Origin of the sequence: Bifidobacterium simiarum, from assembly GCF_002802905.1 — a bacterium.
In the GTDB taxonomy this organism is placed as follows: Bacteria; Actinomycetota; Actinomycetes; order Actinomycetales; family Bifidobacteriaceae; genus Galliscardovia; species Galliscardovia simiarum.
In genome coordinates, this window is sequence record NZ_PEBK01000007.1 from 25,717 (window position 1) to 48,029 (window position 22,313).

14 protein-coding genes and 1 tRNA gene (1 of these 15 running past the window's edge) are annotated in these 22,313 nt (G+C 62.3%); 7 read left to right on the forward strand and 8 right to left on the reverse strand.

What is annotated here, in order from left to right:
- Window positions 1-166: 166 nt before the first annotated feature.
- Together CSQ87_RS07770 and lysS are read right to left on the reverse strand one after the other, a co-directional pair.
- Window positions 167-1,402 carry an MFS transporter gene (locus tag CSQ87_RS07770; RefSeq protein WP_100513400.1) on the reverse strand — a complete coding sequence of 412 codons (1,236 nt, stop codon included), beginning with the start codon at window positions 1,400-1,402 and terminating at the stop codon, window positions 167-169.
- Between the two features lie 1,121 nt (window positions 1,403-2,523).
- Window positions 2,524-4,215 carry a lysine--tRNA ligase gene (gene lysS, locus CSQ87_RS07775; protein WP_100513311.1) on the reverse strand — a complete coding sequence of 564 codons (1,692 nt, stop codon included), beginning with the start codon at window positions 4,213-4,215 and terminating at the stop codon, window positions 2,524-2,526.
- Window positions 4,216-4,348: 133 nt separating this feature from the next.
- Here lysS and CSQ87_RS07780 point away from each other — a divergent pair.
- The 4 genes from CSQ87_RS07780 (at window position 4,349) to CSQ87_RS07795 (ending at window position 8,901) form a co-directional block, all read left to right on the forward strand.
- A tRNA-Pro gene (locus tag CSQ87_RS07780) sits at window positions 4,349-4,425 on the forward strand.
- Window positions 4,426-4,565: 140 nt separating this feature from the next.
- Window positions 4,566-5,753 carry an MFS transporter gene (locus tag CSQ87_RS07785; protein WP_100513312.1) on the forward strand — a complete coding sequence of 396 codons (1,188 nt, stop codon included), beginning with the start codon at window positions 4,566-4,568 and terminating at the stop codon, window positions 5,751-5,753.
- Between the two features lie 195 nt (window positions 5,754-5,948).
- On the forward strand, window positions 5,949-8,078 hold the full coding sequence (locus CSQ87_RS07790; RefSeq protein ID WP_100513313.1) for a DUF4037 domain-containing protein: 2,130 nt from the start codon (window positions 5,949-5,951) through the stop codon (window positions 8,076-8,078).
- A 67-nt stretch (window positions 8,079-8,145) separates the two neighbouring features.
- The gene (locus tag CSQ87_RS07795) at window positions 8,146-8,901 is read left to right on the forward strand and encodes a DUF4125 family protein (protein WP_100513314.1); all 756 of its coding nucleotides are present in this window, start codon (window positions 8,146-8,148) and stop codon (window positions 8,899-8,901) included.
- 108 nt (window positions 8,902-9,009) lie between these two features.
- On the opposite strand, the gene CSQ87_RS07800 is transcribed toward CSQ87_RS07795, so the two are convergent.
- On the reverse strand, window positions 9,010-9,564 hold the full coding sequence (locus CSQ87_RS07800) for a GntR family transcriptional regulator (RefSeq protein WP_100513315.1): 555 nt from the start codon (window positions 9,562-9,564) through the stop codon (window positions 9,010-9,012).
- Between the two features lie 523 nt (window positions 9,565-10,087).
- On the opposite strand from CSQ87_RS07800, the gene gdhA reads away from it, so the two are divergent.
- Together gdhA and CSQ87_RS07810 are read left to right on the forward strand one after the other, a co-directional pair.
- Complete coding sequence (gene gdhA / locus CSQ87_RS07805) at window positions 10,088-11,434, forward strand: NADP-specific glutamate dehydrogenase (protein ID WP_100513316.1); 1,347 nt, start codon at window positions 10,088-10,090, stop codon at window positions 11,432-11,434.
- 513 nt (window positions 11,435-11,947) lie between these two features.
- Complete coding sequence (locus CSQ87_RS07810; protein WP_100513317.1) at window positions 11,948-13,405, forward strand: metallophosphoesterase; 1,458 nt, start codon at window positions 11,948-11,950, stop codon at window positions 13,403-13,405.
- 9 nt (window positions 13,406-13,414) lie between these two features.
- On the opposite strand, the gene CSQ87_RS07815 is transcribed toward CSQ87_RS07810, so the two are convergent.
- Window positions 13,415-14,113 carry an NUDIX hydrolase gene (locus CSQ87_RS07815; protein ID WP_100513318.1) on the reverse strand — a complete coding sequence of 233 codons (699 nt, stop codon included), beginning with the start codon at window positions 14,111-14,113 and terminating at the stop codon, window positions 13,415-13,417.
- Window positions 14,114-14,566: 453 nt separating this feature from the next.
- Here CSQ87_RS07815 and CSQ87_RS07820 point away from each other — a divergent pair, with 453 nt between their 5' ends.
- Window positions 14,567-15,889, forward strand: a complete 1,323-nt coding sequence (locus CSQ87_RS07820) for a hypothetical protein (RefSeq protein WP_243388888.1) — start codon at window positions 14,567-14,569, stop codon at window positions 15,887-15,889.
- A 123-nt stretch (window positions 15,890-16,012) separates the two neighbouring features.
- Here CSQ87_RS07820 and CSQ87_RS07825 read toward each other — a convergent pair whose 3' ends face one another.
- The 4 genes from CSQ87_RS07825 to CSQ87_RS07840 form a co-directional block, all read right to left on the reverse strand.
- On the reverse strand, window positions 16,013-17,434 hold the full coding sequence (locus CSQ87_RS07825) for a tyrosine-protein kinase domain-containing protein (RefSeq protein ID WP_100513319.1): 1,422 nt from the start codon (window positions 17,432-17,434) through the stop codon (window positions 16,013-16,015).
- A 380-nt stretch (window positions 17,435-17,814) separates the two neighbouring features.
- The gene (locus tag CSQ87_RS07830; RefSeq protein ID WP_100513320.1) at window positions 17,815-20,826 is read right to left on the reverse strand and encodes an InlB B-repeat-containing protein; all 3,012 of its coding nucleotides are present in this window, start codon (window positions 20,824-20,826) and stop codon (window positions 17,815-17,817) included.
- 274 nt (window positions 20,827-21,100) lie between these two features.
- Complete coding sequence (locus tag CSQ87_RS07835; protein WP_207761118.1) at window positions 21,101-21,874, reverse strand: glycosyltransferase family 2 protein; 774 nt, start codon at window positions 21,872-21,874, stop codon at window positions 21,101-21,103.
- A gap of 134 nt (window positions 21,875-22,008) precedes the next feature.
- Window positions 22,009-22,313, reverse strand: partial view of an immunoglobulin-like domain-containing protein gene (locus CSQ87_RS07840; RefSeq protein WP_100513322.1) — the 3' end only. It continues 2,572 nt past the right edge of the window; the window shows 305 of its 2,877 coding nt (coding positions 2,573-2,877); its start codon lies beyond the right edge, outside the window; it ends in the stop codon at window positions 22,009-22,011.

Here is a 22,313-nt window from a genome sequence, read left to right on the forward strand (position 1 = left end):
ATGCCTCATACGGAAGAGCCCGGGAACTCCCCTGATGCTTAGGGGAATTCCCGGGCTCTTCGGTAATCGGACTCGCTGAGTCGGCCGACCGGCCGACTGGCGGATGGCCGTTAGCGGACGGCTCTGCTGGCGGACGACGTTAGGTGGTTCTGCTGGCGGGTGGCCGTCAGCGGGTGGCGCCGTAGGAACGGAAGAAGGCGCCCATCGCGGCGATGTAGAGCACGCCGACGGTCATCACGAGGATCGCGCCGAGCTGCATGCCCATCGCATCGGAGGCCAGACCCATGAGCGGCGGGAAGATCGCACCGCCGATCAGGCCGATCATCATCAGGCCGGAGACCTCGTTCTGGCGCTGGGGCAGATGCAGCAGACCGGTGGTGAGCATGATCGAGAACACGTTCGCGTTGCCGAGGCCGACGCAGGCGAGGCCCACGTAGGCCAGCCACACCGGCATGCCCGCGACGCCGGAGAACAGCAGGAAGCACAGCGAGGACGCGGCCATGAGACCGCCGCACACGCGCAGCATGGCCTTGCGGCTGAACCGCTGCAGCAGCACCGAGCCGGACAGGCAGCCCAGGGTGCGGAACGCGAAGTACACGCTGGTGGCGCCGCCGGCCACCTCGAGGCTGAGCGAGGAGTGCTCCATGAGGATCTTCGGCGCGGTGGCGTTGATGCCCACGTCCACGCCCACATGGCAGACGATGCCGATGAAGCACAGCAGGATCACCGGGTTCTTCAGCAGCGCGAAGCAGTCGACCACGCTGGTATGACCGGCGTCGGGGGCGTTCTCGTTGATCTCGTCGAACTTAAGCATGACGAACGCGAGCACGGCCACCACCAGATAGATGGGATACAGCAGCCACCACTTGCCGAACATCATGGCGGCCCAGCCGGCGATCAGCGGCGCGATGAACGAGGCGATGGCCTTGACGAACTGGCCGAAGGTGAGCATGCCGGCGAGCTTCTCGTCATGGGCGAGGTTGCCGACCAGCGGGTTGAGGGAGACCTGCATGAACGTGTTGCCGATGCCGAGCAGGCAGAACGAGACGACGATGAAGACCAGCTGGGCGCCCTTGGCGGGGATCAGGTAGCCGATGATCGGCAGGAGGCAGCCGAGGGCGGTGATGGCGATGCTGACGAGCACCGTGTGACGGCGGCCGATGCGGTTCATCAGCATGCCGGCCGGCACGGAGAGCACCAGGAACCAGAAGAAGGTCATGGTGGTGAAGATGTTGCTCACCGAGTCGGACAGGCCGAAGTCGGACTGCACGTAGTTCGACGCGGTGCCGACCAGATCGACGAAGCCCATCACGAAGAACGACATCATGACGGGGACGAGTACGGTGAAGGGCGCGTTGCCGAGCTTGTCGGCAGCGGGTTCCCTGACCTCTTCGGAGGTCATGGTCTGAGAGGTGCTCATCGTGTGCTCTCTTTTCTGCTTTCCCGGATTCCGCGGTTTCTGCGGAATGACTGGTAGATATGACGCCGGTTGCGCCTTCAGGAACTCCAAGATGAGCAATGATCACAAGGATTTTGAAGTAACGCCCTTAATCGATTAACGGAGTTTATTAATAGAACGTTCAAACCGCAAATCGACACGCACAGGGCGGGGCAGAGGCTGGATTGGGAATGGATGAGAGGATCGCCCTGCCTCCGGCAGCCAGCTCCCGACATCTTGTGCGACATATAGCCTCATAGCGCCCCGCCGACGAGGACTGTCAGACTGGGGGCGGTCCGGCACCTATCGGATTCAACCGCCCCTCATCAGTCGGCGGGACCGACAGCTTCCCCCAGAGGGGGAAGCCCGAACACGACATTTCCCGCCTTCCCCTTGAGGGGAAGGTGGACGGCGCAAGCCGGCCGGATGAGGTGACAGGGGGGGCAAAGCAACATCCACCCACCCGTCAACCGACGGAGCCGACAGCCTCGAAGCCTTGCGCTTTGTATTCGTCAGGCCGGACACCGCGCCTCCCGGTCGGCCATATCGCCGATCCTCCAGCCATCCTATCCCCAGCTGCATGCCCAGTTCTCTCCATCCCTGATGGATTCGACTGCATATCGGCGTTTTTGCGTTCCGATCCATCAAATACCGACGATTTGCGATGGATCGGAGCGCATATCCGCACTTTTTGCAGCCCAATCCATCGGCCATCGGAGTCACGACATGAAGGAACCGCATGATTTCAACGATCTTGAAATCACGGATATCGGATTCCGATGGAGAGCACTGCAAAAATCAGGTTTTCGCACTCCGATCCATCAAATATCAGCAGATTTCGATGGAGCAGGGGCGAAAAATCGTATTTTGGCGTCGTTCTCCATCGAACGGAAACCGAGCAGGCCAGAAAGAGTAAAGAAAACCCCGCCGAAGCGGGGTGACAGGCGAGATCAACGTCCGACGCCCTCATCAGTCGGCGGGGCCGACAGCTTCCCCCAGAGGGGGAAGCCCCACAAGGATGCCGGGTCGTCCTCTCGCCTACAGGGCCAGCCTCTCGCTTAGAGAGCCAGCGGCTTGACCATCGTCTAGAGGGCCAGCGGCTTGACCAGCGGGAAGGTGATGGTTTCGCGGATCGTGGCGCCGGTCAGGGCGATGAGCAGTCGGTCGATGCCCATGCCCATGCCGCCGGCCGGGGGCATGCCCACGCCGAGGGCCTCGAGGAAGTCCTCATCGATGTCGCAGGCCTCTTCGTCGCCGGCGAGCGCGTCCTTGGCCTGGGCCACGAAGCGTTCGCGCTGCACGACCGGATCGTTGAGCTCGGAGTAGCCGGTGGCCAGCTCGAAGCCGCGCACGTAGAGATCCCACTTCTCTACCACGCCGGGCTTGGTGCGATGGCCCTTGACCAGCGGGGAGGTCTCCACCGGGAAGTCGCGCACGAAGGTCGGCTCGTAGAGCTTGTCCTCGTAGAAGTGCTCCCAGAGGTGTTCGACGAGCTTGCCGTGGTTCTCCACGTCGTCGCGCTCCACGCCGAGCTTGTCGGCGATCTCGCCCAGATGCTCCACGGAGGTGCCGGGGTTGTCGGGGCCGCCGTTGGGCACGATCTCCTCGCCGAGCGCCTCGGAGAGGGAGCCGTACATGCTCATCGTCTTCCATTCGCCGCCGAAGTCGTATTCGGTGCCGTCGAGCAGCGTCACCTTGTAGGAGCCGAACACGTCCTTGGCGGTCTTCTGCACGAGCTCCTTGACCAGCTGGCCGATGGTGTCGTACGTGCCGTAGGCCTGATACGCCTCGACCATGGTGAATTCAGGGGCGTGCGTGGCGTCGACGCCTTCGTTGCGGAAGTCGCGGTTGATCTCGAACACGCGGTCGATGCCGCCGACGAGGCAGCGCTTGAGGAACAGCTCGGGGGCGATGCGCAGGTAGAGGTCGAGGTCGAAGGCGTTCATGTGCGTGGTGAACGGACGGGCCGCGGCGCCACCGTGCACGGTCTGCAGCATCGGGGTCTCCACCTCGATGAAGTCGTGGTCGTCGAAGGTGCGGCGCAGGGAGGCCACGGCCTTGGAACGGTTGCGCACCATGTTGCGGATCTTCTCGTCCGCGATCATGCCGATGTACGGCTTGCGGGTGCGGGTGTCCTCGTTGAGCTCCTTGTGCAGGGCGGGCAGCGGCTGCAGCGCCTTGGAGGCGATGGCCCATTCGGTGGCGAACACGGAAAGCTCGCCGGTCTTGGAGGCGATGACGCGGCCACGGATGTACAGGTGGTCGCCGAGGTCGACGAGCTGCTTGAACTGCTTGAGCGAATCGGCGCCGATCTCGCGCTTGGAGACCATGCCCTGGATCTTCGTGCCGTCGCCCGCGGCGAGCTGCACGAAGCACAGGCCGCCGGCGTTGCGCAGGAACAGCACGCGTCCGGCGATGCCGACCACGTCCTCGGTCTCCTCGCCGGCTTCGAGCTTGCCGTCGTACTTGGCGCGCACCTCTTCGATGGTGGCGGTGACGTCAAGGTGCACCGGGTAGGGCGCGAGGCCGGAGTTGAGCATCAGGGCGCGCTTGGCCACGCGCATCTGCACCTGCTCGGAGTGGCCCAGCGGGCCGAATTCCTTGCCGGAGGGGTCGATGGCGTCGTCAAGGGTCGAACCGTTCTTCACGCGCTCGGTGATGGCGGCGTCCTGCCGCAGCAACATTTCGGCACGTTCGACGGTGGTCATGTGCGGGGTGGATTCCTGCTCGGTTTCGGAGGAATCGACGATGGGAGTGTTCTCGTTCGACTCAGTCATATCATCACAGTGTAGCGATGCGGCGATACAGCCCGACCGCGGCGGCAGGCCTCCCCTCCCCCACTGATTTTCAACGCGACACGCCGTATTTTTGCCAGCCGAATGAATCCGTGTATTATTTATCGAGGTTTTACGGGCTGTAGCGCAGCTTGGTAGCGCGCTTCGTTCGGGACGAAGAGGCCGCGGGTTCAAATCCCGCCAGCCCGACCAGTAAGGAGAACACCGGTTTCCGGTGTTCTCCTTTTTTCTATTCCAGAAGCAAACCAACAAACCAATCCCACACCACAACCAATCCCACACCACCACATCAACCACAATCAATCCCCACATCACCAATCAATGGAACCGCGATGAAGAAGAGTCTTATTGCACTGGCGTTCGGCGCCTTCGCGCTCGGCGCCGCCGAGTTCGTCATGATGGGCATCCTGTCGCAGGCCGCCCGCGACATGGGGGTCACGATCCCCCAGGCCGGCCATTACATCTCCGCCTACGCGATCGGCGTGTGCATCGGCACACTGATCCTGGTATTCGGCCGGCGCGTCCCGCCGAAGAAGCTCGTCATCCTGTTCATGGTGCTGGTCGTGGTGGGCAACGCCATGTCCACGTTCGCCACCGGCAACCTCATGCTCATCGTCGCCCGGTTCATCTCCGGCCTGCCGCACGGCGCGTTCTTCGGCACCGCCACGCTGATCGCCAAAACCGTGGCCGACAAGGGCAAGGAGGCGCAGGCCGTCTCCGCGATGGTCACCGGCCAGACCATCGCGAACATGCTCGGCGTGCCCGCCGGCACCATGCTCGGCGAATTCCTCTCATGGCGTCTCGCCTTCGGCGTGCTGGCCGCATGGGCCGCGGTGACCATCGTGCTCGATCTGCTGTGGATCCCGAACATCCCGGCCGTGCCCGACAAGGGTCTGGCCGGCCAGTTCGAGTTCCTGAAGAAGCGTGGGCCGTGGCTGATCCTGGCCGCGGTGTTCCTCGGCAACGGCGGCATCTTCTGCTGGTGGAGCTACGTCTCCCCGTGGCTGACCCGCGTGGGCGGCTGGTCGTCCGGCATGGTGCCCGCACTGATGATGCTCGCCGGCTTCGGCATGGTCGTCGGCGGTCTGATCGGCGGCCGGATCTGCGATTCGTGGCGGTACGCCGGCACCGCGGCCCTCGGCCAGACCATCTCCATGATCGGCCTGGTGGTCATCTTCCTCATTCCCGGCGGCCACGTCGGCACGGCGATCATGACGTTCGTGGTGGCGTTCGGCCTGTTCTTCGTCTCCTCGCCGCAGCAGCTGCTCATGGCCAACGCCGGCAAGGGCGGCGGCGAGCTGATCGGCGGCGCGACCGTGCAGGTGGCGTTCAACTTCGGCAACGCGGTCGGCTCGATGATCGGCGGCGCGGCGCTGAACGCCAGCGGCATGGACTATCACTTCACCGCACTGTCCGGCGTTCCGCTGGCCCTGATATCGGTGGTCTGCCTCGTCGTGTACTCCATGCGGCACGAATCCAACACCGGCGCGTACGAGCGCATGCGCGAGATTCAGGTCTGATCCGGATCTGATCCGGGTCTGACGCCACCCGCCGCGGCGAAATCGGAATCCTCGGAATCCTCGTGGGAGCTTCGACCGGAAAGGCAATGTGGGAAACCTCACAGGGCTTTTCCGGCCGAAGCTCCTTTCCGTATGACATAAACCGCATAGACTGAAATGCGGATTGGGCAGCGTCGACAATGAAACGAGGATCTTATGAGCAATTTCGACGTCAATGGGTTCATCAAGGGTCTGGATGCGATCTTCTCCGCACACGATGCCGCGACGAAGGCGGAACCGTATCTGCTGGAGGCTTTGCGTCACGCGCGTGAGGCCGCGGACGACGGCGCCCAGCTCACCGTGATCAACGAGCTGCTGGGCTTCTACCGTTCGCAGGGACGGCACGACGACAATCTGCCGCTGGTGAAGGAGTCGCTGGATCTGGCGAAGCGCATGGGGCTCGAGGGCAGCGACGCCTGGGCAACCACGCTGATCAACGCGGCCACCGCCACCCGCGCGGCCGGCAAGTACGACGACGCGGAGAAGCTGTACCGCGAGGCGTTGGAATCCAGCGAAAAGACGCTGGCCCCCACCGATCGCCGTCTGGCCGCGCTGCACAATAATCTGTCGATTCTCTACAGCGAGACGAACCGGTACGATCAGGCGGAGGCCGAACTGCGCGAGGCGCTGCGGATCCTGGAGTCCTCCAGCGTCAACGCGGCCGAGGACGTCGACGTGGCCTCCACGCACACGAATCTGGCGCTGATCCTGATGAACGAGAACCGCGACGACGAAGCGCTCAAGCACGCGGCCGAGGCGCTGCGCATCTACCGCCGCGGCCATCTGGAGAACAGCGCGCACTTCGCCTCGGCGCTGGCCGGGTACGCGCAGGCATGCTTCCACGCGGGCGATCTGGCGAACGCGGTGCGCGCCTACCGCAAGTCGCTGGCCGTGATCGAGGAATGCTACGGCCACAACGACTACTACACGATCACCAAGGAGAACCTCGAAGGGGCCGAGCAGGCCGCGACCAAGGCCGGCGTGCAGGTCCCGGCCGACGACGGCTCCGATTTCTGGGATGACGAAGGCTCCCGATTCGCCGACGACTCCTCCACCGCCACGAAGATCGCCGGCGCCGCGCAGTCGTTCGACTGGCATATCAAGCCCGAGGAGCAGGCGATGACCTCGTCCGCGGCACAGGCCGCACCGACGGCGTCTCCGGCTCCGGCAGCACAGCCCGCAACCGCGTCCGCACCCGACAAGCCGGCGACGACCGCACAGCCGACAACCACGCAGCCGGCGACCGCTCCCGCCCGTCCCGACATCACCGGTCTGGCGCTGGCCAAGCAGTACTGGCTCCACTGCGGCAAGCCGATGATCGCCGACCGCTACCCCGAGTATCAGGGCCGCATCGCCGCCGGTCTGGTCGGCCACGGTTCGGAATGCTACGGCTTCGACGACGCGATCTCGCAGGACCATGATTTCGGCCCGCGCTTCTGCCTATGGCTCACCGACGAGGATTACGCCAAGATCGGCGAACAGCTGCAGCACGATTACGAGACGCTGCTGCCGAAGGAGTTCATGGGGTTCACGGTGAAGGGCGCCGACTCCTCCACGCCGCGTGCGCAGGGGGCGAACCGCCGCGAGGGCGTGTTCTCCGTCGGCGACTTCTTCGAAGGCATCACCGGCTACCGCGAGGCGCCGGGCGATGACCCCGCCAAGGCGCACGAATGGCTGCTGCTGGACGAGGCCACGCTGGCCGCCGCCACGAACGGTCAGGTCTTCGCCGATCCGCTGGGCCTGTTCTCCAAGACCCGTCAGGGATTCAAGGCCATGCCCGACGACGTGCGGATCGCGTTGATCTCCCGCCGGCTGGGCATGATCTCACAGGCCGGCCAGTACAACTTCCCCCGCATGATCGAACGCGGCGACGGCGCGGCCGCATGGCTGTCGCTCGACGAGTTCGCCAAGGCGGTCTCGTCGTTCGTGTTCCTGCTCAACGAGCCGATCACCGTGGGCTACCTGCCGTACTACAAGTGGCAGTTCGCCGCGCTGCGCAAGCTCAGCCGCGGCATGTTCACCCGCCTGAGCGACGTGTGCGAGCAGCTGGAGACCATCCTGCGCCTTTCGTCGGCGGCCTGCTTCGGCGGCGCCGGGTTCGGCGAGGGCGGCAAGGGCGCGGGCCCGGCCGTGGACACCATCAACCAGACCATCGAGCACATCTGCGCCGAAGTGCTCAAGGAGATCAGGCGCGACGGGCTGACCCGCAGTGACGAGCCGTTCCTCGAATGGCAGCGGCCGTACGTGGAGGAGCACATCAGCAACCCGTGGCTGAAGAGCCTGTAAAACCACAATCACGGATTACGACGAAGACACCGCAGACGAAGACACCGCAGACATCAAGGAGACTGTCATGGCAGAAGAACAGCACGACAACGCAGCGAAACAGCCCACGGCGGACCGGCCTACGACGGACAAGGCCACGGTGGACCATGCCGCGGCCGACGACACCCACATCCTGCACCGCACGCTGTGGTACGACACCCCGGAGGACGTCAACGATCTGGCGCACAAGGCCGAGCTGGTCGTGCGGCATGAGTGGTCGCAGTTCCAGCAGGTGAACAATCAGGGAGGCCGGGCGAACTGCCAGGGCAACTGGCCGACCTTCCACCAGATGCGACTGAGCCAGTTCCTCACCTGGCGGCTTGAGATGGTCGACAGCTACGCCGAGGATCTGGACGACGCCGACGCCACCGGACGGAACCTGCTCACCGAGAAGTACGCCCGCATGATGGAGTCCACCGAGCCGGAGCGGTACCGCACCGAGCTCGAGCCGCATATGCCGAAGCTGGATCCGGAGCGGATCAAGGCGCAGGAGGCGGTGATCAAGCAGCAGGTGGCGTGGGCCCGCGACTTCCGCGAGCGCTTCCCGAAGCTCGGGCAGGCCATGCGCGTGCTCACCACCAGCGAGGACGTGATCGGCACCACGTCGTTCGAAACGTATCTGCGCGGCGAGCTGTGCACGTATTCGAACCGCACGTTCGCCATGTACGCGCAGATGATCGTGGATCTGACGAACGCCGGCGTGAATCTCACCGAGGAGACGCTGTGGCTGACCGTCTCTCTGGGCGGGTTCTCGTCCCTTGAGGAGGCCGAGGCCGCCCAGTGATGATCCCGGCGTCTGACGACCCCGTCTGGCGCCGGACGATCCCGACGGTGACTGTCCGACGGTGACTGCGAACCGGATCTCCCGGTTTCGCGGTCACCGTTTTTTCTGTCACCGTGTTCTGTTTCTGGCGGACGATCCCGTTCTGCCTGACCGCTGCATCTGCGCCACCGAGGCGAACAGCACCGACGTGGGCGAATCGTCCATGCCATCGGACAAGCGACCGGACGAGCGGCCGGAGGCGGACGGCACCGCCGTCGGAGTTTCCGTCCTGCCCGCCGCGTCATCCGTTCCGGCGATCTGCCGATACCGTCGGGCCATCGCCTCGGTCAGGTCGTCCAGGGAAATGCCCAATGTCACGGCCTCCCGTGCGATTTCGGCGACCCTCTCCCCCAGAAAGCGCATCCGGCCCTTGCCTCTCGCGCGCTGCTGCGCGCCGTCCGCCACGAACATGCCCAGACCGCGGCGCTTGACCAGCAGACCCTGATCCACCAGCAGGTTCATCCCCTTGAGTACCGTGGCCGGGTTGATCCGGTACGTCGCGGAGATCGCCGTGGTGCTGGGCACCTGCGTGCCCTCGGCGAATTCCCCGGTCAGGATCGCCGCTTCGATCTGCTCCGCCACCTGCAGGTACAGCGGCACGCCATTGTCCGTCGAAAATCGCATCGTCGTTCCTTCCGTCCTTTCGTCTTTCGTCGTTCCGTCTGTCGTCGATGCCGGCATCGTTACCTCATTACCGATGTAAGTAACCTTAGCGTAATCATGCTTTGTCCCCGATCGCGCCGCGCTCGACCACCCCCAGTCACGCTGCGCGTGCCAGCCCCCGACTCGTTGTGCGACGTGTGTTCGCAGGAGCACACTGCCACGAACAGTCCACTGGACTGTTCGTCCAGCGGGGCAAAGGCGGACCTACCAGCAAGCGCATTCTCGGCCCCCGCTGGCGGGGGCTGTCGGCGAGAGTCGACTGGGGGTGGCCGAACACCACGCACAAAGTCAACTGCGCAACCAGCATTCCGCCCAATAGGAATTTCCTATATCTGGAATAGGTATTCACAGGGAGCGGCCGTTGCCCTATGATGAGGGTGTTCATCAAATGGAGCCGTCGGCCAGCCCGCACGCCCGTCATCACAGTTGACGACCAGAGCATGCATCCATGCGAACCGTTCGGCTCATGATCAAGGGAGAACATATGTTCACCAACGAGTATCTCAAGCGCGTCTACGAGCAGGTCGAGCAGCGCGACGGCGATCAGCCCGAATTCCTGCAGGCCGTCAAGGAGGTCTTCGAAACCCTCGAGCCGGTTGTGGAGAAGCACCCGGAGTACGAGAAGAACGGCGTGCTTGAGCGCATCGTCGAGCCTGAGCGCGTGGTGAAGTTCCGCGTGGCCTGGGTGGACGACGAAGGCAAGGTGCAGGTGAACCGCGGCTACCGCGTCCAGTTCAACTCCGCGATCGGACCGTACAAGGGCGGTCTGCGCTTCCACCCGACCGTCAACGAGGGCGTCATCAAGTTCCTCGGCTTCGAGCAGATCCTGAAGAACAGCCTGACCACGCTGCCGATGGGCGGCGGCAAGGGCGGCTCCGACTTCAACCCGAAGGGCAAGTCCGACGCCGAGGTCATGCGCTTCTGCCAGGCATTCATGACCGAGCTGTGCCGTCACATCGGCCAGTTCACCGACGTTCCCGCCGGCGACATCAACGTGGGCGGCCGTGAGATCGGCTACCTGTTCGGCCAGTACAAGCGCATCCGCGACGAATACTCCGGCGTGCTCACCGGCAAGGGCCTGGAGTTCGGCGGATCGCTCGCCCGCACCGAGGCCACCGGCTACGGCGTGTGCTACTACACGCAGGAGGCCCTGCGCGTGCTGCGCAACGATTCGTTCGAGGGCAAGACCGTCGTGATCTCCGGTTCCGGCAACGTGGCCATCTACGCCGCGCAGAAGGCCGAGCAGCTGGGCGCGAAGGTCGTCACCGTCTCCGACTCCAATGGCTACGTGTATGACCCGAACGGCATCAACGTCGACGTGGTCAAGCAGATCAAGGAAGTGGAGCGCGGCCGCATCAAGGAGTACGCCGAGCGCGTGCCGGGTGCCGAATACCACGAGGGCTGCTCCGGCGTGTGGACCGTGAAGTGCGACATCGCGCTGCCGTGCGCCACCCAGAACGAGATCGACGAGGAGTCCGCCAAGGCGCTGGTGGCCAACGGCGTGCAGGCCGTGGTCGAGGGCGCGAACATGCCGAGCACCCCGGAGGCCATCGCCGTCTATCAGGACGCCGGCCTGCTGTACGGCCCGGCCAAGGCCGCGAACGCCGGTGGCGTGGCCGTCTCCGGTCTGGAGATGAGCCAGAACAGCTACCGTCTGAGCTGGACCTTCGAGGAGGTCGACGCCAAGCTGAAGAACATCATGGAGACCATCGTCGCCGAATCTCTGGCCGCCGCCAAGGAATACGGCCACGAGGGCGATCTGATGCTCGGCGCCAACGCCGCCGGCTTCGTCAAGGTCGCCAACGCCATGGTCGCCCAGGGCGTGCTGTGACCGTAGGCACCATCACCGCCGCCGTCACCGCCGCCGCGCGGTGATCCCACTCTAACGGTAATGGCCGGTCGCCTTCCTTTTCCCATACGGGTCGGGGAAGAAGACCGGCCATTACGTTCATCGGAACGTCCCAGCGTCCGCCGAGATCACCTATCTCCATTCTGAGGGCACATTTTGGGGGTATGCAGACACCTATCTCCATTCTGAGGGCACCTGCGCAAGTAGAACGACCGTTCACGCCACCCCACAAACCTTGAAATTCCAATAACGCCCCGACGACCATACTCGAGATCCGCCCGCCAAGCCGCCCCACAAAACGCAGATAGGTGGTTGCAGAGGCCCCAAACCGCCCCACAAAACGCAGATAGGTCCCGATAATGACGACGATCCGCGTCGAAACCGGCAATCAGCGGTCTCCCACCACGAAAGATTTTGTCCGTAAGACACCAAACGTTCAGATCGGGGATGCGAGGACGCTCGGACGAGCGAACCCCCACGATATACAGTGGTGGTATGACTCTTCGATTTCGCGGGAACGGCACGTTTCGTGTGCTGCAGATGGCCGACATCCAGGACGGGCCGAACGTCAACGAGGACACGATCCGTCTGATCCGTGAGGCGATCGACGTCACCGAACCGGATCTCATCGTACTCACCGGCGACCAGATCCGCGGATATGATCCCGCCTACATCGACACCTTCCTGCGCCGTCGCGGCGACCGGCCCGGCGAGCACATCCGCTCGGTCACGAAATTCGAGGCGAAGGTGCAGGGCATACACAGTGAGGACGTCGACCCGATCACCGCGATGAACCATACGCGCGAGAAGGTGCGCGAGACCTTCGCCTCGTTCCTCGAACCGGCGACCACCGCCGGGGTGCCGTTCGCCGCCACCTACGGCAACCATGATTTCCAGTGCGGCATCCTCGCCGACGAACAGGACGACATCTACCGCGAATTTCCCGGATGCCTCAACCCCCGGTGCGGTTCGGACGCACCGGCCACGCCGAACGAGCCGAACGCACTGAACGCACCGGCCAAGAACAGCGCCGATCCCCTCGCCTGCGAACCCGGCACGTTCGCCCTGCCGGTCGAGGCGTCGGACGGCAGCGGCCGGATCGCCATGAGCGTGATGATGGTGAATTCCGGCGACTACGCGGGCGACGGCGGCGATGAGGATGGCGAACCCGGCCCGTATCTCAACACCGAGGATCAGGAACGGAAGCACCCGATCACATTCAGCCTGTATTCGCAGCATGCCCGGACGATCGATCTGGCGGACAGCTCCGGCTACGGCACGCCCAGCCCCGAGGCCATCGCATGGCTCGGCGACGTGCAGCGGCATCTCGGCGAAAGCAACGGCGACGGCAAACCAGTTCCCGCGATCGCCTTCCAGCACATCCCCTCGCAGGAGTTCTACCAGTGCCTGCGCGAGGTGCCGGCATGGACCCCCTACGCCGTGGAGGGCACGCGCACCTTCGCCGGCAAATGCTATCTGCTCGATGAGTCCAAGTGCCGTCCCGGTTCGCTGCTCGGCGAGTCCATCGGCTGCGCCGACACGAACTGCGGCGAGGTCGAGGCGATGCGCGAGGCGGGCGGCTATTTCGCCCTGTTCGCCGGGCACGACCACAAGAACGCGTTCGTCGGCCACGTCGACGGACTCGATCTCGGCTACGCCCCCACCTGCGGATTCACATCGTACGGTCCGAAGTCCGCGTTGCGCGGCATCCGCCTGTTCACCTTCCACGAGGACGATCCCGCCGCCTACGACACCCGCATGCTCACCTGGGGCGAGCTGATCGGCGGACGCTCGGCAAACGAGGTGCGCGTCTTCGTCGGCGACCATCTCGTCACCGACGGCGCCTCCATGCGCAACGAACTGCGCAAGCCGCCGGTCCTCGCCACGCTCACCCTCACCGTCGCCGACATCGCCCACGTCCTGTGGCACAGCGTATTCAGGCGCCGGCGGTAAGCGGTTCTCCTATTCGGCGGAGCGGCGGGTGCGCCAGATGAGGTAGGCGGCGAGGGTGATGCAGTCCATGATGTCGCCGGCGGCGATCATCTCGGCGATCTCCTCCTCGGAGAGCCAGACCAGACGGGAATCCCGCGATTCGGCCGGAATGCGCCCGCCGTCGGCATCGATGGCACCGGCACCGGAAGCACCGACACCCCCGTCGACCGGCTGACCGTCGACGGCGAGCTCCACCACGGCGATCGAATCGCGAAGCTTGCAGGAATCGGCGTGCACCGACTGCAGGATCCGCCGCGAGGAGGCCCGCAACCCGGTTTCACGCAGCAGCTCCTCCTCGGCCACGGCGCCGGCGGTCATCCCCTTCATGCCCATGGACCGCGGGAACTCCCACTCGTACGAGTCGGTGGCAAACCGCCAGTGACGGGCCAGCAGCAGCTTGCCGTCACGCACGGCCACGCACACCACGCCCGGCATGCCGCCCTTCACCTGGGCGAACAGGATCGGCATGTGCTCATCAGCCGCAGAAGCCTCGTCCACGTCGGCGGACGACTCCCGGGCCTCGGGGCGGCCGGCCATGCTCACGTCGGCCTCAATCACCGTGAACCCGGACTCGTCTCCCCCTTCGAACACCACGCGCTCGTCATTGACCACGAACCCCGTCTCCAGACCGGATCGCACCGACGCCACGACATTGTCCACGTCCGCCATTCGTCATTCCTCCATATAGATCAAGTAGCAACAGATTGTTCCAGCCTATACGGTTTCCCCTTCGATCTCCAGCATGAACGGCAAAAGTCTCACCGTAGCCGATGGCCTTACACCCCCTCTTTGGGACGTCCGTGACTTTCCGTCGTCTTCACCTGATCTTCGTTTTCGCCTCGTACACTATGTACAGCTGATACGAACAAACCGACAGATCGTACCGAACAACCGTAGGAATCAACCGGATCAACAGACAGTACGACATAACAGCCCGGACCGTACCGACATACGGTACGACCATCACATATCTGGGGATGACGAATCACGATGGACACGAAACCGATCACATCACAGCCCGCAACGCCACAATCCGCAACGTCACAATCCACAACGTCACAATCCGCAACCCTTAAGCCCATGACACCGGAACATCTGACAATCAACACCGGCAGGACGACCGTGGAAACCGGCAGCCGATCCCGTCCCGGCGACCCCTCCCGTCCGATCATCGCCGATCTTTCCGATGGTCTGCTATATCTGGCGCTGGTCACCCTGCCGATCGACGGCACCTTCGCCGGCATCCAGCTGCCGTACTGGACGCCGATCGCCCCCTGGTTCTTCCTCGCCTACGCACTGGTGAACTGGCGGTATCTGCGCCTGACCGTGCGGCGGTTCCTGCCGTTCTTCCTGTTTCCGCTGCTGCTGGCGCTTACGTCGGTGTACGGGTGGCAGACCATCGCGGTCCACCCCACGGCGCTGATCAAATCGTTCCTGTCGATCGTGCTGGCGCTGGCGTGCCTGTCGTCGCTGGACATCGCCTTCCGGCAGAAGCGGCTTTCGTGGAAATCCGCGGTCACCGTGCTGGTGACGACGTACTGGGTGGCGTTCGCCACGGGAATCCTGCAGTATCTCGCGCAGGGCAACCATCTCAACTGGTATCCGGTGCGGGCGTATTTCATCGATATCCTGTATCGCCGCTACATCTGGGTGCGACCGCAGTTCCTGTTCGCCGAACCCTCGTACATCGGCATGCATCTGTTCGGCGTGCTGCTCCCCTGCTACTGGGTCACCCGCGACCGGCGACTGGCCGTGCTCGTGCCGGTGTTCGCCGTCGGCGCCATCGCCATGGGATCGGGCACGCGCATCATCATCGATTCCGTGGTCGCGCTGTTCCTGTGGCTGATCGCCTCGGTGAACTTCCGCAACCGCAAGGCCACGTGGGGGTTCATCGGCGGCATGGCGGTGATCGGCGTCGGATCGGTCGGCGCCATGTTCCTCAATCCGCGGCTCAATTCGCTGCTCACGCATGGGCTGCTGGCCGGGGACGGTTCGATGTCGGCGCGCATCTTCCACGCGCTGGCGCCGATGTGGTCGTGGCTGCATTATCCGTCGCGGTTCCTGTTCGGCTGGGGCGCCGGCAACATCGCCAACGCGGTGAAGGCCGGCTATGCGGGGGCGCGACGCTGGTATGACGCCCACGGCGGCGTTGTGGGCTGGGAGATCCGGAGCCTGGCCAATCCGCCGGCCGACACGTTCACGATGAGCCTGTATTCGAGCTTCATCACCGAATTCGGCATCCTGATGTTCGCCGTGTTCCTGCTGATGACGCTGATCCACGTCACCCGGTATCACGCCTGGAACCGCGTCACGATCGTGTGGCTGGTGCTGCTCGCCTACCTGTACATCCAGTTCGAGTCCTACGCCTTCTACGCCATCCCCCTGTTCATTTGGGCAGTGAGCAACCAGCATGAGCGTGGAAAGACGAACGAGATAACGAAGTAGGGAGGACCGCAAATTTCCGTATAGCACGACTTTGCTTGTGTTAGCAGTAAGGGCGAAACCCGTGAGTTGGGTTTCGCCCTTAGTTTGATCTGCCTTCAGAGGCTTCTACACTGAGGAGGCCAATCAGCGCTTGCGCTTCTTGCGGCCGTGGCCCTTCTTGTCGTCCTCGTAATAGTAGTAATAGTAGTTCTTCGAGTGGGTCTTCTTCGGGTCGGCGAAGTTGAACACGAAGCCGAGGATCGGCACTTCGGCGGTCTTCAGGGACTGCATGGTGTTCTGCAGCTCCTTCTTCTCGACCACGCCCTTACCGGTGACCAGCACGAGACCGCCGGCCATGCGACCGAACACCGTGGCATCGTTCGACACCGACAGCGGGGCGGTATCGATGAGCACGTAGTCGTACTGGGTGAGCGCCTGATTGACCAGCTCGGTCATGAGGTGCGAGTTGAGCAGGATGCTGGCGTTGGCCGGGCGCTTGCCGGCGGGCAGGATGTGCAGGTTCTGCTTCCAGTACTTCTGCACCACGTCCTTCGGCGTGGCCTGACCGGACAGCACATGAGAGAGGCCCACATGACCCTCGATGCCGAGCTTGTGTGCGACGGAGGGGTGGCGAAGATCGGCGTCAATGAGCAGCACGCGCTTGCCTTCCTCGGCGAGGGCCACGGCGATGTTGGAGGAGATCGTGGTCTTGCCTTCGGAAGGATCGGTGGAGGTGATGACGATCAGACGTCCGTGCTCGTTCTCGTCGGTGGTGAGGAAGGAGAGATTGGTACGGATGCGGCGAAATTCCTCGGCCTCACGACCGGCGGGCTGGGCCACGATGACCGGACGGCTTTCGTCAAGGGAACTGTTCTGGGCGATGGTGCCGAGCGAGGAGGCGTGGGTGATGGAACGCACGTCGTCGGAACTGTCGACCTTGGTGTTGAGCATGTCCTTGAGCAGTGCGGCGCCGATGCCGGCGACGACGCCGAGCACGATGGCGACAAGCATGTACAGCGGAATGTTGGGAGAACTCGGCTGGGAAGGCACGCTGGCCTTGTTCACCACGGCAAGCTGCACCGGGGACTTCTGCTTCTGCGGCGCAGTATCACTGGCTGACGCGCTTGATGTCACATAGTCGGACAGACTCTTGGCCACGGCGTTGGCGATATCCGACGACTGCTGAGCGTCCTTGCTTTCCACCGAGATATCAACCATGAACGTGTTGGTCGGATTGGACACGGTGACCATATTGGCCAGATCGTCGGCAGTGAGATTCAGACCGAGTTCGCTGATCACCGGCTCAAGCACGGCTTCGGTCTTGGCCAGCTGCGGATACGTCTGGATCTGGGTGGACAGGTAGGCGGCACCGGAATTCATGGCGGAAGAATTCTGCGTGGCATCGGCCACCGAAACGTTATAGGAGGCAAGGACCTCGGAGGTGGCAGTATATTTCGCCGGGGCGAGGAACGTATAGGCGGCGCCTGCCACAAACACCACAGCGAAGGCGACGATCGCAGTGACGATACGCCTGCGAAGCATCTGCAGAAGATCAGAAATACTCAAGACTCTTCCTTGTTCTTGGACACAGATTTATATACATCAGCAATCTAGCACACCCCGCTGATTGGCAAAGAGATCGCGAAGTACCCACACAAAACATGACCGTACAGTCCTCGCCCGGCATGACAAAGCCCCCGAACCGTACTGGTTCGGGGGCCAAGTAGCGAAGCGCCAACGCCCTTGCCTTCCCCTTGAGGGGAAGGTGTCCGGCGAAAGCCGGACGGATGAGGTGGCGGGCGAAGTCTCAATCAGCCAGTGCCCCCGCTGGCGGGGGCTGGCCGCCGCAAGGCGGACTGGGGGTGGCCAAACCGCCATGTGACGGGACTTGACCACCCCCAGTCGGCTCCGCCGACAGCCCCCGCCAGCGGGGGCGAAGGCGGAAGCTACAGCGACTTCCAGGCGACGCCCTCGCCACGCCAGCCGGCCGCGACCACCGCACGGTACTCCGCGTAGCTCGTCGTGTACACATGCTCGCCGCCACCGTTGCCGCGACCGTTCTTCGGCTTGTGGTACGGCTTCGGGTTGTACAGACGGTACACGTCCCTGCCGGTCGGCGAGGTGTACCAGGCGATGCCCTCGTCCTTCCAGCCCAGACGCACGAGCATGTCGTGCTCCGCCTTGTTCAGCGTCCAGTTGTGGTTGCCGCTCCGGCGGTTGTACTCGCGGTACACGGGCTTCGCGCCCGGGGTGTCCTTGCTCACCGTGACGAACGCGGAACCACCACGGTTCTCGTCACGCCAGCCCAAGCGCACCAGCATGTCGTTCTCCGCCTTGTTGATCGTGTAGTGATGCAGACCCGAGTTGCGGTTGTAGACACGGTACACGGGCACCTGCTTCACCGACGGCTTCGACGGCTCGGACGGCGTGGAGTTCTTCGTCCACTTGGCGGTCAGCGTGATGTTCGCCGTTACCCCGCGGTTGAAGTCCCACTTCGCGTTGCCGTAGTACCAGCCCGCGAAGGTGTAACCACTGCGCGACGGGTTCTTCGGCTGGGCGACCTTCGCGCCGTTCGCCACCTTCTGCGAGGCCACGGCCGAGCCACCGTTCGAGTTGAACGCCACCGTACGGTACACGACCGGCACCGCGTTCTTCGTCCACTGGGCGGTCAGGGTCAGGTTGGCGGTCACCGGCTTGTTGAAGTCGTACTTCGTCTTGCCGTTGTACCAGCCGGCGAACGTGTAGCCAGCACGGGTCGGGTTGGCCGGCTGAGTGGCCTTCTGGCCGTTAGCGACCTTCTGCGAAGCCACGGCCGAGCCGCCGTTGGAGTTGAACGCCACGGTACGGTAGGTCACTGGCACCGCGTTCTTCGTCCACTGGGCGGTCAGCGTGATGTTGCCGGTCACCGCACGGTTGAAGTCCCACTTCGCGTTGCCGTAGTACCAGCCGGCGAACGTGTAGCCAGCACGGGTCGGGTTGGCCGGCTGCTTCACCTTGGCACCGCTGTTCACGGACTGAGCGGCGACGGCGGAGCCACCGTTGGAGTTGAAGGCGACGGTGTAGGTGGTCACGACCGGGCCGGTACGGGTGCCGTACACCGAGATCTCGTGAAGACCCTGGTACACCTTTTCGGTCGGACGGGAAATGAGGGCGTCCTTAATACCAGTGACAGTCAGACGAACGTAGCGAGCGGAGACTGTCTGGGAAAGAACGTTCGGCATGAATCCAATGAATCGGTTATCGCCATCAGCCTTGTAAGTGTGGTAGGTCTTACCATCGAGGCTGTATTCAAGCTTGTAGTTGAATGTAGCCTGATGGTAAACATTAAGGCGCGTAGCAAAATCAATTTCCGAAACCGCCACGGGACCACCGAGATCGACGGTCACCGAGTACGGAGCCTTGGTCTCCATGGCATACGCATCAGAGTTAAGACTATCGCCATCCGTCAAGACAGAAGCACCATTTGACACGGATGTGCCAAGAGAAACCAGACGTGCAGCCTGAACGGGGACAGCGCCATACTGTGCATCAATATCCACGCCCTGATACCATCCATATGCCATGAACGTGCCATTCGCCGCAACCGGGAACTCACGCTGCACAGTTCCGAGCGACGTCCGCGGAGTACGATTTACACTGGCTCCGAAATGAATGCCTCGAGCCGTATATGTGGTTCGCGCACTTCCTTCATCCGCACGAACGCCTGCCTGCTGGGTATCGAATGTGGAAGCATTACCGATTTCCTGAGTGGCAGACCAGCCCGACAGCATGGACTTGGACCACTGGTACTTACCCTGAGACGGATTGCTCCATGCCGATCGTGACGTGAACAGGTAATACACACCGTCGCGCTTGATGACGGAAGGGGCCTCTCCCTGCTCGCCCTTGGCTGTGACGACCGTAGGAGCCGCGGCATCGATATCGGTCCAATGACCGTTCAACTTCACAATGCCGGTATCCTGCTGATTGTTGGCGGCACCGACAAGATAGGCGTCCTTGCCATCGGCAAACAACGTCACATCATGCAGATCCAAACCACCGAAATCCTTGACGGTGGCGCTGATGATCACCGGTTCGACGGCATCCATCTCCAGCAGACCGGTACCATCAGGTGCCTTGCTGCCACTGTTGGGCACAATACGCGCCGTAGCAATGCTGTTGTGCGTAACAGGGTTGATGATGTTCTGTGTAGCAGTGTTGTACTGCGCATTGTCGATCTTCCAGATCTTGCCACTCGTCGTATAGGTCGGCGTAGCAGCGGAATCGTAGCAATGCCCGGTTACTGGCTGCCCGTTATACGTCGTTGGGTACTCCCACCAAGACTTATGCTGCAAGTACACATAGGATTTACCTGATGAATCCTTGCCATTGGCCCACATGTACTTGGTCTTGTACGGGCGAGCGTTGGCGGGACAGTTCGGTGACGTGAACCAGACAGGACGCCCCTTGGAGTTCAGCGACGATGTAGCATCCGGAATATCGGATGAAAGATCGCCTCCCGGAGTCTCGCCCTTGATGTTGCTCATGGTACGGGTGATGTTCGTCGGAGTGAACGGCGTCACCACGTTGGAGGTGGCGGTGGCGTTGCTCGGCGAGGCCTTCACCTCGTAGGTGTACTTGGCGCCGACCTTCAGGCCGTAGTCATCCCAGGTGTGGCCGGTGGTGGTACCGATCTGGGTGCGGGTGGAGCCCTCGATGCGGTACACCGTGAAGGAGGTGGCTCCGCTGACGCGGCTCCAGTAGATCTTCGCGTTGTTCGCGGACTTTTCGTTCTTCAGACGGAACTCCTGCGCGGCGACCATCAGAGATCCGCTCGCCGCCGAGGCCTGGCCTTCGTCGGCCACGGTGGTCTCCGCGGCATTCGCGCCTGCAGGAATCAGGCACAGCAACATGCTTGATGCGGCAATCGCCGCGAGCATGCGCCGGCCCTTACCTTTGCTCATCAAAGGAATGCGCATATTCTCTCCTTACCGCATAGCCCGTCGGGTATAGGTGCCTCAACGTCAAGGCGACAATAACTGCTGCTCAAATGCAGAAGAAATTCCGGTCCCATACCAAATACTATGAACGGGCTAACTTGTTCATCATAACATTGACAACACCCCTCAACGGGGGTGACGCATCGATAAGGAAAAATGGTTTGACCACCACCCTATTCACCTGTGAAAAGACGCGGTGGCCAAACCATCTCTGCGACATTATCTATGTCATCAGATCAATTACCACTGCCGGCTACGCCAGTTTCCATCCCCATTTGTTGAAGTAATGGATCATCGACTGAACATGTAGCTTGAGCAGTTTGATGTTCTTATGCGATCCTTGCATCCACTTATGAGTGACCGTCGCATACGGACAGTACTCAAGCTTGGACACGGCATTCACTCTCTTGCACAGATCCGCATCCTCGAGATACAGGAAGAAATCGTCATCGAATCCGCCGAGCTTCTGATACAGCGGAGTACGAATGACCAAGAAACTTCCCTGACCGAACGGTACGTCGAAAGGCTTCGAGTAATCCATGTGCTGCAGGGTGTGATCTTTCATTCGTTTGGGGAACAGTGAAGGACATACCATACGAATTACCATGTCCAGAACGGTCAATTCCTTGCGATATGCCGCCTGCAGCTCGCCGGAGGTGGTTTCGATCCGAGGAATGCACATCCCCACATCAGGTCGCTTCTCCATGAAGTCGATGAGCTTGGAGAAAGCGTCTTCCTTCAGGATGATGTCCGGATTAACGATGGCGTGGTAATCAGAATCCAATTGGTTCAGAACGAGGTTGTGCCCACGACCAAAACCGATGTTACCGTCGGCGGAGACATACTTCACATCAGGATACGGCTCGATGAATTTGCGGAAATCACGCTGCCCGGATTCCTTATCGCTATTGTCAACGATGAAGATCTTTTTGGAAATCGTCTTCGGCGTCATCTCCTCAATGGAGGCGACGGCCTTTTTCACATCACTGAAGTCGTTATATACGACGATCGAAACGGATAGGTTCATTGTTCTTATCGTGCTTTCTTTTCCGTACATCAGTTCAACGCCGATGTCTCCATCAGGTATAAACAAATTCGCATCTATGATCGGACAAACCAATCATAGATGCGAATTGCTAATCATAGAACAGGGTCAAGCAATCAGAACCACTTACCGGGGAGCACCTGATCGTTGGCAAGACCACGCTGGAAGATCGTCTGCTTGCCACCACCGTTCAGCTGGTTGGTCACGTAGTACGTGTTACCACGACGAACGGCAAGCGTATCCTTGCCATCACCGTCCCAGTCACCCACCAGCACCTGATCATTCGGCAGGCCACGCTGGAACTTGATCTGCTGACCACCACCGTTCAGCTGGTTGGTCACGTAGTACGTGTTACCACGACGAACGGCAAGCGTATCCTTGCCATCACCGTCCCAGTCACCCACCAGCACCTGATCATTGG

Coding starts and splice junctions, on each gene's coding strand:
- CSQ87_RS07770 (WP_100513400.1), bottom strand. CDS start 1,402: ATGACCTCCGAAGAGGTCAGGGAACCCGCTGCCGACAAGCTCGGCAAC.
- lysS (WP_100513311.1), bottom strand. CDS start 4,215: ATGACTGAGTCGAACGAGAACACTCCCATCGTCGATTCCTCCGAAACC.
- CSQ87_RS07785 (WP_100513312.1), top strand. CDS start 4,566: ATGAAGAAGAGTCTTATTGCACTGGCGTTCGGCGCCTTCGCGCTCGGC.
- CSQ87_RS07790 (WP_100513313.1), top strand. CDS start 5,949: ATGAGCAATTTCGACGTCAATGGGTTCATCAAGGGTCTGGATGCGATC.
- CSQ87_RS07795 (WP_100513314.1), top strand. CDS start 8,146: ATGGCAGAAGAACAGCACGACAACGCAGCGAAACAGCCCACGGCGGAC.
- CSQ87_RS07800 (WP_100513315.1), bottom strand. CDS start 9,564: ATGCGATTTTCGACGGACAATGGCGTGCCGCTGTACCTGCAGGTGGCG.
- gdhA (WP_100513316.1), top strand. CDS start 10,088: ATGTTCACCAACGAGTATCTCAAGCGCGTCTACGAGCAGGTCGAGCAG.
- CSQ87_RS07810 (WP_100513317.1), top strand. CDS start 11,948: ATGACTCTTCGATTTCGCGGGAACGGCACGTTTCGTGTGCTGCAGATG.
- CSQ87_RS07815 (WP_100513318.1), bottom strand. CDS start 14,113: ATGGCGGACGTGGACAATGTCGTGGCGTCGGTGCGATCCGGTCTGGAG.
- CSQ87_RS07830 (WP_100513320.1), bottom strand. CDS start 20,826: ATGCGCATTCCTTTGATGAGCAAAGGTAAGGGCCGGCGCATGCTCGCG.
- CSQ87_RS07835 (WP_207761118.1), bottom strand. CDS start 21,874: ATGAACCTATCCGTTTCGATCGTCGTATATAACGACTTCAGTGATGTG.